The organism is uncultured Shewanella sp., from assembly GCF_947501225.1.
Taxonomy (GTDB): domain Bacteria; phylum Pseudomonadota; class Gammaproteobacteria; order Enterobacterales; family Shewanellaceae; genus Shewanella.
Genome location: NZ_CANMUW010000001.1, coordinates 31527 through 43255, shown reverse-complemented (window position 1 = coordinate 43255; position 11729 = coordinate 31527). Strand labels below are relative to the sequence as shown.

Genomic DNA, 11729 nt, shown 5'->3' with positions numbered 1-11729 from the left:
GCTAACCTTAGTCTTTATCTAATCCGAGCGCGGTTCTCAGCTGGCCAATGCTATTCAGATCACCCTGGCGACTGGCGACTGTTAATGCTTGCGTTGGCGCATGAATCAATTTATTGGTTAGCTTATTTGCCAGTTCGAGAAGCAACTTCTCACTGTCTCCACCCTGGGCTAACTTATTGATAGCACGCTCAACCAGCTCATCTTTTATTGCCATACTTGCGGTACGGTATTCACGAATACTGTCGACCGACTCTAATGAGCGGACCCACTCCATGAAAAGATGCGATTGTTCTTCAGCAATTAATTCCGCTTTCTCGGCAGCCTCTCTTCGCGAGGCCATATTCTGTTCAATAATGCTTTGCAGGTCGTCCACTGTATAGAGGAAGGCGTCGTCAAGCTCTGCGACCTCGGCTTCAATATCTCGAGGAACTGCTATATCAACCAATAACATAGGCTGATGACGACGCTGCTTAAGCGCTTTTTCTACCATGCCTTTACCTAAAATTGGCAGAGGGCTGGCGGTAGATGATATCACGATATCGGCCTGTGGGAGAAAATCAGGTATCTGTTCCAGTGTAATTGCCGTGGCGCCAAACTCTTCACACATCCCCTCGGCGCGTGAAAGTGTCCGGTTAGCGACCACCATCGCCTCTACACCGTTGTCTTTCAGGTGACGGGCAACCAGTTCGATGGTTTCACCTGCACCGATAAGCAACACCTTGGTGGTACTCAATGATGAGAAGATATGCTTAGCCATGCTCACGGCGGCGAAAGCCACTGAGACCGCGGCGGTGCCGATCTCTGTCTCAGTTCTAATCTTCTTCGCTACAGAAAATGTATTCTGGAAGAGTCTGTCCATGGTGATAGCGACGCTACCGGCCTCTTTCGCCTTTACGAAAGACTGCTTTACCTGACCTAAGATCTGAGGCTCCCCCAAGATCAAAGAGTCCAGGCCAGAGGAGACACGCATCAAGTGCTGTGCAACTTCCTGCCCCTCAAACTTATAAAGGCATGGTTCTACATCTTCGTGGGAGAGTTGGTGATACTCTTCTAACCAGTTAATCACCTCAGCTTCATCACCGGTATTGGTATAAAGTTCGGTTCGATTACAGGTTGATATAATAACAGCTTCTCCGGTCTTGGTCCGACTCGCCAGACTTCTCATGGCATCATGAATTTTATCTGGTGAAAACGCGACCTTTTCACGTAGGTCGACCGTGGCTGTTTTATGATTAATACCGATTGCTACAAGGCTCATCTGACTCGTTCTGGTCTCTAGGCATCTCATTTATTGTGAGACATTCTACTGAATTGAGTGGACTAAAAACAGAATATGCTTAACAAAACCGAATAATAATCTTAGTTCTTATCCATTTTCACAATTAAGGTCACTGTATTTATTGGGCTAATGACTCAAAGCTGACCTGTGTAGATCCTCAGATAGAGTGCGCCCTGCACTATATTTTACGATTACCATTGGTATTCTCAGTAAGCCCTCGTATCATATGACTCATCAATATCAGCAATAGATGAATAATTTGAGCTACCTCACAAAAATACCACTCATCTGGGTGCTGTTAAGCGTAACTCTGCTTTCAGCATGCTCTATCACACCGCCTGAAAATCTACTCTCGGTAGAGGTAGATGATGTCTCTGAGGCCAAAGCATGGGAGATGCAGGGTAAACTCGCAGTCAGAACCGACAAGGACAAATTCAGCACCAACCTCTACTGGCTTCACACCGATGATAAGAATGAGCTAAGACTCACGACCATGCTGGGCACCACAGTGCTATCTCTGACGACTGTTGAGGGGAAGGCTCGACTGGAGGTCGATGGTAAGGTCTATCAAGACAGGGATGCACAACGACTCCTGACTAAGGTGACCGGCTGGGCAATTCCTGTCGATGCCCTCCCCCTGTGGATCACCGGACAGCTCAGTGATGATGACGAGCTCCTCATGCAAGATGAACGACAAAGGCCGAAAAAGCTAACCACAATCAAAGATCCTCGTCCATGGGAGGTGGAATTTATCAGCTGGCAGCAACAAAGTGGTGCGGAACTCCCCAGACTACTAGAGCTCAAGCGGGAGGAGCTGCGCCTCAAATTACAGATCAGCCACTGGCAAGCCTTGTCGGCGACGCCCATATTGCCTTCGAATCAACCAAAAGAGCGCTTAAATGAGCAGTAGAATATCACAGGGCTGGCCCGCCCCCGCCAAACTGAACCTGTTTTTGCACGTCAATGGCCGCAGAGACGATGGCTATCATGAATTACAGACGCTGTTTCAATTTATCGATTATTGCGACTATCTGGATTTCAAAGTCACCGAGTCTTCGACGCTAAAGTTGCATTCTAATATGGGTGGGGTTGTCGCCGATAGCGATAACTTAATTCTCCGTGCCGCAAAATTACTTCAGATAGTATCCGGCTGCAACAAAGGCGCTGAGATCTGGTTGGATAAAAGGCTACCTATGGGCGGGGGGATCGGCGGTGGTTCTTCCGACGCCGCGACAACATTAGTCGCACTCAATGCCCTTTGGGATACCCGGTTAAATAGAGAGCAGCTCAAGGAGATCGGCTTACAGCTTGGGGCCGATGTTCCTGTTTTCATTAATGGTTTCTCCGCATTTGCCGAAGGAGTAGGTGAAGAGTTTCAATCAGTTACACCTAAGGAATACTGGTACTTAGTGTTAATCCCGGACGTACATGTTTCGACCGCTGAGATATTTCAGGACCCCGATCTTCCACGTAATACGCCCAAACTTGATATCGACTCATTGATGAAGGGCAACTGGCAAAATGACTGCCAGGAGCTGGTTGCCAAACGCTACCCCCAAGTTGCCAAGACACTGCGCTGGCTGCTAGAATATGCGCCGTCCAGAATGACCGGAACCGGAGCATGCGTTTTCGGGGAGTTCGAACTGCAGCAACAGGCCTTAGATGTTTTGGCGAAATTGCCAAGCGATATGACAGGGTTTGTGGCGAAAGGGGCAAATATATCATCTTTAGAGTTGAGACTAGCTCAGCTCTGAACACACTATTCTGGAGTTATTGCCTACTTTGCCACTAACTCCAGCCACTAAAAAATAAAGCATACGCCTGAGGTTGACACAGTGCCTGACATTAAACTTTTCGCCGGTAACGCTACACCTAGTCTCGCTAAGAAGATAGCCGATCGTCTATTTTGCAAACTTGGAGACGCAGATGTTGGCGTTTTCAGCGATGGCGAAATCAGTGTTCAGATTAACGAGAATGTACGTGGTGCGGATGTCTTTATCATTCAATCTACTTGTGCACCGACTAACGATAACCTGATGGAACTTATCGTTATGGTTGATGCTTTACGCCGCGCCTCTGCCGGACGTATTACTGCCGTGATCCCATACTTCGGTTATGCCCGCCAGGACCGTCGTGTTCGCAGTGCTCGTGTACCAATTACAGCTAAAGTCGTTGCCGACTTCCTGTCTAGCGTCGGCGTTGACCGCGTATTGACCTGTGACCTACACGCCGAGCAGATTCAAGGTTTCTTCGATGTTCCAGTTGATAACGTTTTCGGTAGCCCTGTACTACTGGAAGATATGTTAGCTAAGAACCTTGAAAACCCGGTTGTTGTTTCACCTGATATCGGTGGCGTTGTTCGTGCACGTGCCGTAGCTAAACTACTCGATGATTCAGATCTAGCTATCATCGACAAACGTCGCCCACAGGCGAACGTTGCACAGGTGATGCATATCATAGGTGACGTCCAGGGACGCGATTGCATCATAGTTGATGACATGATCGATACCGGCGGCACACTATGTAAAGCGGCTGAAGCATTGAAAGAACATGGTGCTAACCGTGTATTTGCTTATGCTACTCACCCTGTATTCTCGGGTAATGCAGCGAGCAACCTGGCTGATTCAGTTATCGATGAAGTGATTGTTACAGATACGATTCCATTGAGCCCTGAAATTGCTGCACTCGATAAGGTTTCTCAGCTGACTATGTCGACTGTAATGGCCGAAGCGATTCGTCGTGTAAGCAATGAAGAGTCTATCTCAGCGATGTTCAAGCACTAATCGCAGCTATAAATATATAAAAAATGCACTCTCCGGAGTGCATTTTTTTTGCATTTTATCTGCTGTTTTGTATTTCAATCATGGTACGGGAGGAGAGACTCCATTTGTTTCAGGACAGTTCTCACACACTATCTTTAGTATTAGCGCACCAGAACCTAAATCTGGCGTGTCTACCCATCTCTAAAAAAGAGTACCACCCCGCAAGCCGCAGCCTCATCACCTGACTAATTATGGGAAAGAATGAAATATTTATTACAGGCACAAAAAAGCCCATCAAATGACAGGCTACTTTCTATGATGGTACGGGAGGAGAGACTCCACTTTGTTTCAGGACAGTTCTCACACACTATCTTTAGTATTAGCGCACCAGAACCTAAATCTGGCGTGTCTACCCATCTCTAAAAAAGAGTACCACTCCCGCAAGCCGCAGGCTCATCACCTGACTAATTATGGGAAAGAATGAAATATTTATTACAGGCACAAAAAAGCCCATCAAATGACAGGCTACTTTCAATGATGGTACGGGAGGAGAGACTTGAACTCTCACACCTTACGGCACCAGAACCTAAATCTGGCGTGTCTACCCATCTCTAAAAAAGAGTACCACTCCCGCAAGCCGCAGCCTCATCACCTGACTAATTATGGGAAAGAATGAAATATTTATTACAGGCACAAAAAAGCCCATCAAATGACAGGCTACTTTCTATGATGGTACGGGAGGAGAGACTTGAACTCTCACACCTTACGGCACCAGAACCTAAATCTGGCGTGTCTACCAATTCCACCACTCCCGCATCAATAAACCATTACCCTATGACTTATTTATAGCTCCTATAAAAAACATTGTCTAGGCCAAAGCCAGCAGCGGTGGTTAAATCTGAACAGTTCAATAAACCTCAATCATATCCAGTAAGTTAGTGATGGTCTGTATTCCATAAATTGGTTCAGATACCTGCTCATCATTAATTGCCACATAGGCAGGTATGCTGCGTACCCCCAACTCTGTGGCAAGAGCCTGACTGATTTTGGGGTCGGCCTTTATGACAACAGCCTTTTCACCCAGCTCGAATGCCGTGTTGAACAGCGTGCCCTCCATGGCTCTGCATGGGGCACACCAATCGGCGGAAAAGCAGAGCAAAATATGAGAATGCCTTAACTTAAGCGTGGCCAAATCTTCATGCCGGTTAAGGTAAATAATTGAACTTGGAAACTGAGACAAAAGATATTCCTATATCAATGTTATAACGTAACCTCTACCCTGTGAGCCCACACCATGGTATCTCCCCACAGCGGCAGCATCCACACTCCGCTATTAGCATCCTGGTAGACCTGCCTGAGGATCTGAGTTTCATTACTCAGCACCGACTTACGGATTTCACGATAGATGGTAGCAGACTCTTCGGAGATCTCGTCGGGGCTGGTAAAGCTGACATTACCGGTATCGAGCAGAAATGACTTCACCAGTTGTCCATCGACGGTCTTTTGTTGCATCTTAAACTCGCCACTGAACTGGTAACGCATAGAGATATGCCGCAGCATATCGTCTGTGATACAGGCTGCCATAACCAGGGTTCCGCGAGCCGGTGACTGGTAGACCAAGGAGAGGCGCACATCGGCTCGCACCACGTTCTTACTGGCACCATAATAATAGACATCGGCCCGATAGATATCCTCTACCAGCCCCTCTGGAGGGTTATCAAATTTATCAAGTAAAATTTTATTATAGGTAACCTGCTCCATACGCAGCTTAGTATCACTGAGCCACTGCAGATCCAATGGTGAATAGGTATTTCTCTCTCTGACCAGATTCAGAGGCTGGGTATCCTTACACTCCCCATCATACTGATTACAAAGGGCAACTGACTCATAACGTGCATTATCATTGGCAAATATACGCTTGAGTAATTCATTGCCGAATATTTTATCCGTGTTGGACCAGTTACCAATAAAGTGTGCCGCACTTCTCTGTTCGTCAGGCTGATCCTCTAACCTGAGTTGACTCAATTGTATTTTCTGCCCGTCAAGTTCGGTCTCAGCATCCAGAATCGACGCCACGCCGGGCTCTGTCAGCAACGCAAGATAGTTAACGGTTTGCTTCAGCTTACCTGAGAAATGTAAGCCCGCCAGGAGAGCAACAAACAGTGCCGCACCAAACCAGCGCCAATAACGACTAAAATGCCCGACTTTGATTGAGGCATTGCCAATATCTGATGGCTCTGCCGGCTCTGGGTTACCCTTTTCATCGGTGTCTTTAATACACAGGCTATAGCCATAACGGGGAATATTTTTTAATTCGACCTCATCATGAGCACCAAGCTTACGCCTGAGACAACTCATGCATTGAGTCAGGGATGATGGAGCGACGACACGGTTGGGCCAGCCCGCCTCATTTAACGTCTCTTTGCTGACAACCTCACCAATATGGTTAACCAGACACTTGAGCACTTCAAACTCCGCCAGTGTCAGCGGATGCCTCTGTGCCACCTTGTGATCCACTAACTCTCTGGACTCAAGATCTATTGTTAAACATTTTGAAATATTCACATTTTTTCCTTCGTACTACTCTCCCTGTAGTTCCTTTGACAGAACCATTTTATGTAATGGTAATACGATTAAAATTGACATTCTTCCAACTTTTACTGCAAACGCGTATCTGAGTGAGTAATTGTGAACTCAGTTAAAAAAGGCCCCGACAAAAAGTCGGGGCCAAGGTGGGATTGCAGGGGATTTACTTGTTATTTTTGACCATGTACCTCTTTTAGGTTGTTCAGGTTATGACATACGGCACAGGACTCTTCTCCATTGTACTCATCAAGTGTCACTCCGAACTGAGCACCATTTTGCTTCATATGTGCGACAACTTCACTTCGTACCTGGCGACGATCTTCGCCCTCCTCGGCAGCTCTCTTACCATGACAGCTCAAGCACACTGCGGCAGTTGGCGATACATAGGCATCGGCCACACCATCTACGGCATAACGACCATTAATAGGATCGGTTGGATCTGTATAGGTATCCATGTAGTCCAGGTCGAGAGCAAGAGGCTTACGTCCCACAAGGAACTTAGCATCATAGCTGTCTTTCACGTGACACTTAGCGCAGTTAGCCAGATCGGCAGAGTACTCAACATTTCGTCTCCAGCCTTCACCACTTTGGTTAGCACGGTTGTTTGCATGCATCGCATGGATCCAAACCTTCTGATCAGGGTGGCTCATGGTCAGCTGCTCGATATAATCCTTATCGCCCTGCTTAGTATGCGCATCACGTATGACCTGAGTCGGTACCACGTTAGCGTTATGACACGCCATACACTCTTCGGCCGCGTTCGATGCAGTAGTCCAGTCTCGCTCGCCACGTGGCATCATCTTCTTCAGTAAGATCTGCTCTTGGCTATCTACGCTGCCTGATACACATGTCGTGCCGTGAAATTCACCATCGCCGGCTTTTGAGTGACAGTTACGACAGTTCAATGTCATCTGAACGAAGCCATCTTCTGAAGTTGTAGTACCATGACAGTCACCACAAAGCTCATTAGTGACGACCTGTCTGCGTGGGCGCTCCTCCATTAACCCTTGAGTGTTGAAGAACTCAAGCCAGTTATATCCTGCCGCACCATTGCTCCAATCAGTTTGACCGTCACAATCCATGATATTCTCACCAGTGGCATCCATACAGAACCAGATACGTGGAGAGACGGTACCATAGAGATCACTTATGTCGCCTTTGAACTTGTCATTCATGTCGAACGGGCCAATCTCGTAAGTCGTCTTACCATTTTCATAGTTGAGCACAATTGGCTTTTCAGAGTAGCCGGGATAAGGACCCTTATTGGTATGTACACGCAGTACCTTACCACGACCATCGGCAACGTCTTCACCGTAGCCTAAGCCCTGATCCTGTCCTCCCCAGTTGATATAGAACTCTGCATAATAGAGGTACTTAACCTTGTCTAACTGCTCATTACGGCTCTTACCATCTTTATCTAGAATATCGATCGTTAGCTGTACATAGGAGCCAGGCTTACCCTTATTCTCCTCGGCCTCGGGGGCCGATACCATCTTGGCATCGGTCACACTCAGGTGCAGATTACTGCGTCGCTCATTTTGCCCCTGATAAGTTGAAAGGTGGACATTCTCGATAACCTCAGGTGTATGACAGTTCGCACATTGTGTGTTGTCATCATAGGGCCAGTGATTAACCCCCTCTTTAAAGTCAACATCTGCGTGACAGGTAATACAGGTTTCCTGAGTCGGAATCATCTTCCAGTTAGCGAAGTCTGTGGCCTGCTCATTCTCAGAGTGACAGTTATCACAACCGCCGACCGGCGCAGAGATCACGCCGATGTGAACATCATGTGCCAACATAGGGAAGACTTTACTCGCATCGCTGACCTTGTTGTCGGTGTGGCACGAAACACAGGTTTCAACCTCAGTGTATTTGCCGCCATGGATGGAAAAGTCATCATGACAACCGGCACAATTTTGATTGTTAACGACATTTTTAGAGTATAAGGCCGCTTCGCCCTCTCCTCTGAAATCATAGCTGGTGTTGGCATAAGCCACTTCAGCCTGTCCTACGGCCTCGCCTCCGGTTCTAAGTACCAGCCTTAATGTCTTCTCATCGGTAATGGCAAATCCGCTTTCAGCGGTCACATCTTTTTCGAAACGATAGCTATAACTACCGTCTCCGTTATCTGTTAAAGAGCCACACTTAGCGTACTTGCTCGCCGGACAAGACTCCGAACTTAGCAGGCTCCAATCGCTGGCATCCCCATTCGTTCCCTGCTCTAAGCCCGAAAGAATAAAGCCGAATTTTTCGAGTCCTACAACGGGTAACTCTTTTTCATTAGTTACCGTAAAGCTAATATCAGATTGAGGACCGACCACGACATTATCTATCGCAACGGTTAATGCCTTGGCATCGGTCGCAACCGGGATCCCAGGGTTACCATCTTTGCCCGGTTCACCATCGGTACCATTTTTTCCATCATCACCGGAACAGCCGCTTAAGGCCAAACCGATTATTGCTGCCAGTGAGGCAAGCTTAATATCGACTCGTTTCATCATTTACTCCACCGCTTTTATTGATGCCCTCTAATATGGGGCAAGTGAAATGTACCTAAGTGGTTGGAAGTAAAGTGTGACTGGCTCGGTTGCAATTAAGCCGAAAACAAGCGCCGAGAAACAGGGCACAAAAAAACATAGATATTAAAACAACTTGATAAACAAAAGGGATCGCAGTGATACAAAATTGTTAGCAAAAGGTTTCAGGCCGCTTTAAAATCGTGATTGTTAGCACATATCACACTCACAAAAGCTAACAAAACACTGATTTGTTACCAAAGCATAGGAATTCTCTCCGATTTGCCATTTATGCCCATCCTCGTTCCGGCATAAAATATCATTGAACTAACCCACGTTAAGAGCAAACTTGCCGACTTACTCGTTTAGCTTGAGTGAGCCCTATGACAATCACTCACAGATGCTTAATAAACTCAGTACACGATGACTTTGAAAGCACCCGAGTTCTGGCCGTTTATTCCGCTATCAGAGTTACACTTTAGAGTAGTTACAACGAACCGACTATAAACGGGCGCGAAGAAGAAACAGACATGAATATAAACACTGTGGTGTCAACTACACGCTTATGGCTATAGGGCGTACTAAATAACTTCTTAACAGGCGCACGATGTCTATATCAGGCCGATAAAGAAACAGAGGACCCTACGCTTAACTCCTGAGTAGTTGTATGACAGAGTGACGAAATGGGGAACAGAACTTTATTACTCTATGTCATTCCATGACTTCCGAGGCCTGGCGCGTTCCATTCGCATTTAAGAGATTTCCCATATCCCTATGGGTCAGATGGAGGAGATGTCATGAAGATCTCGTGAAGATGTCTGGAACATCTGACCTCCATGGTCTGGCGCGCTCCATTGGCTTTTAAGACATTTCCCATATCCATATGGGTCAGATAGAGGGAGTGCTGAAAATGTCGGAAACATTTTCAGTCAGACACAAAGCCAATTTCATTCCCTGACCTCCAGGGATGGAGGAAATGTCATGAAGATGTCTGGAACATCTTTGACCCATGGACTCTTTATAAAAAGAGCGGAATAACTCTCTGTTGCAAGAAGTCCAGACACAAAGCCAATTTCATTCCATCCATGGGAAATTGACATAAGTGTTCCAGACACAAAAAAGCCCGTCATGAGACGGGCTTCTTTGTGTTTGGCTGGGGTACCAGGATTCGAACCTGGGAATGCCGAGATCAAAACCCGGTGCCTTACCGCTTGGCGATACCCCAATCTAACTTTTAATACAGATAATTACCTGTACTTTAAACAATGGTACGGGAAGAGAGACTTGAACTCTCACACCTTACGGCACCAGAACCTAAATCTGGCGTGTCTACCAATTCCACCACTCCCGCATCTAACTTTTCTTAAATTACTCTTTTCAGACTAATCTAAGTATCTTTAAATTCATTCAAACTTAAAGACCAGGCCATAACAAACTGACCTTTTATATGGCTGGGGTACCAGGATTTGAACCTGGGAATGCCGAGATCAAAACCCGGTGCCTTACCGCTTGGCGATACCCCAATCAAACTTTTTTACCGTAACCCGCCTGAGCCGATTACTTTACAATAAATGGTACGGGAAGAGAGACTTGAACTCTCACACCTTACGGCACCAGAACCTAAATCTGGCGTGTCTACCAATTCCACCACTCCCGCACATCATCCTGTTTTACATCCTGATAAAGATGGCTCTATTTTACATCCTGAGTTGATGGTAGCCATATTGCCGGGACTATGTTCCGACTTGCTACAACTCAAGTTTTACATCTAGAGGAGATGGTAGCAATGGCGGGACTTGAACCTGCGACCCCAGCATTATGAGTGCTGTGCTCTAACCAGCTGAGCTACATTGCCAACGTTTACCAAATTAATGGCTGGGGTACCAGGATTCGAACCTGGGAATGCCGAGATCAAAACCCGGTGCCTTACCGCTTGGCGATACCCCAATCAAACTTTTTTTACTGTAACCCGCCTGAGCCGATTACTTTACAATAAATGGTACGGGAAGAGAGACTTGAACTCTCACACCTTACGGCACCAGAACCTAAATCTGGCGTGTCTACCAATTCCACCACTCCCGCACATCATCTGGTTTTACATCCTGATTAAGATGGTAGCCATATCGTCGGGACTGAGTTCCGACTGCTAACTACAAATCATGTTTTACATCTTGAAAAGATGGTAGCAATGGCGGGACTTGAACCTGCGACCCCAGCATTATGAGTGCTGTGCTCTAACCAGCTGAGCTACATTGCCATCGTTTCTGCGTCCCTCTTGGTGAGGAACGGGGCGTATTATGCTTATTCGGAGTATTGAGGTCAACCGCTTTTTTTCTCTATTTTAAACTAATTCACTTGTTCGGCTATAAGTTCACCAAAGTGAGCACCTGATGCACAAATATAGCCTATTCTCCTCAATATATGCAGTGAAACAGCGTTATCAGGGGCGAAAAAATCGCTATTTAAAAGTCTAAAGCGTCTAAAAAGAGGTTGGCTCGAGTCCTGCGAACTTCGAAATACTCATCAACCTAGCAGTAACTTTATCACCTCCCGCTTCAATTGCTGTCTTAGTGACCATCAGGGGGA

General features: G+C 46.6%; 7 protein-coding genes and 10 tRNA genes. 3 read left to right on the top strand and 14 right to left on the bottom strand.

Annotated features, from left to right (window positions below; translation table 11 throughout):
* Positions 1 to 7: 7 nt before the first annotated feature.
* On the bottom strand, positions 8 to 1258 hold the full coding sequence (gene hemA, locus Q1B47_RS00240) for a glutamyl-tRNA reductase (protein WP_299786787.1): 1251 nt from the start codon (positions 1256 to 1258) through the stop codon (positions 8 to 10).
* A gap of 271 nt (positions 1259 to 1529) precedes the next feature.
* Here hemA and lolB point away from each other — a divergent pair, with 271 nt between their 5' ends.
* From lolB to Q1B47_RS00225, 3 genes are all read left to right on the top strand, one after another.
* Positions 1530 to 2189, top strand: a complete 660-nt coding sequence (lolB, locus tag Q1B47_RS00235) for a lipoprotein insertase outer membrane protein LolB (RefSeq protein WP_299786784.1) — start codon at positions 1530 to 1532, stop codon at positions 2187 to 2189.
* Positions 2179 to 3033: a 4-(cytidine 5'-diphospho)-2-C-methyl-D-erythritol kinase gene (ispE, locus tag Q1B47_RS00230; protein WP_299786781.1), complete on the top strand. Its 855-nt coding sequence runs from the start codon at positions 2179 to 2181 to the stop codon at positions 3031 to 3033. The genes lolB and ispE overlap by 11 nt, the downstream gene beginning before the upstream one ends.
* 81 nt (positions 3034 to 3114) lie before the next feature.
* Positions 3115 to 4062 (top strand): ribose-phosphate pyrophosphokinase, encoded by a 948-nt coding sequence (locus tag Q1B47_RS00225; RefSeq protein WP_299786778.1) that lies wholly within the window; start codon positions 3115 to 3117, stop codon positions 4060 to 4062.
* Between the two features lie 517 nt (positions 4063 to 4579).
* Here Q1B47_RS00225 and Q1B47_RS00220 read toward each other — a convergent pair.
* From Q1B47_RS00220 to Q1B47_RS00160, 13 genes are all read right to left on the bottom strand, one after another.
* A tRNA-Leu gene (locus Q1B47_RS00220) sits at positions 4580 to 4675 on the bottom strand.
* 96 nt (positions 4676 to 4771) lie between these two features.
* A tRNA-Leu gene (locus Q1B47_RS00215) sits at positions 4772 to 4856 on the bottom strand.
* A gap of 92 nt (positions 4857 to 4948) precedes the next feature.
* Positions 4949 to 5281, bottom strand: a complete 333-nt coding sequence (locus Q1B47_RS00210; protein ID WP_299786775.1) for a thioredoxin family protein — start codon at positions 5279 to 5281, stop codon at positions 4949 to 4951.
* A gap of 20 nt (positions 5282 to 5301) precedes the next feature.
* Positions 5302 to 6606: a winged helix-turn-helix domain-containing protein gene (locus Q1B47_RS00205; protein ID WP_299786772.1), complete on the bottom strand. Its 1305-nt coding sequence runs from the start codon at positions 6604 to 6606 to the stop codon at positions 5302 to 5304.
* Positions 6607 to 6797: 191 nt separating this feature from the next.
* A complete protein-coding gene (locus Q1B47_RS00200; RefSeq protein ID WP_299786768.1) occupies positions 6798 to 9128 on the bottom strand; it encodes an OmcA/MtrC family decaheme c-type cytochrome in 2331 nt (776 codons plus the stop codon).
* Between the two features lie 1165 nt (positions 9129 to 10293).
* Positions 10294 to 10368, bottom strand: a tRNA-Gln gene (locus Q1B47_RS00195).
* Positions 10369 to 10409: 41 nt separating this feature from the next.
* Positions 10410 to 10494, bottom strand: a tRNA-Leu gene (locus Q1B47_RS00190).
* A 97-nt stretch (positions 10495 to 10591) separates the two neighbouring features.
* Positions 10592 to 10666 (bottom strand) — tRNA-Gln (locus Q1B47_RS00185).
* Positions 10667 to 10715: 49 nt separating this feature from the next.
* Positions 10716 to 10800, bottom strand: a tRNA-Leu gene (locus Q1B47_RS00180).
* A 121-nt stretch (positions 10801 to 10921) separates the two neighbouring features.
* A tRNA-Met gene (locus Q1B47_RS00175) sits at positions 10922 to 10998 on the bottom strand.
* Between the two features lie 17 nt (positions 10999 to 11015).
* Positions 11016 to 11090, bottom strand: a tRNA-Gln gene (locus Q1B47_RS00170).
* Positions 11091 to 11140: 50 nt separating this feature from the next.
* Positions 11141 to 11225: transfer RNA gene (locus Q1B47_RS00165), tRNA-Leu, on the bottom strand.
* A 98-nt stretch (positions 11226 to 11323) separates the two neighbouring features.
* Positions 11324 to 11400: transfer RNA gene (locus Q1B47_RS00160), tRNA-Met, on the bottom strand.
* Positions 11401 to 11729 lie beyond the last annotated feature (329 nt).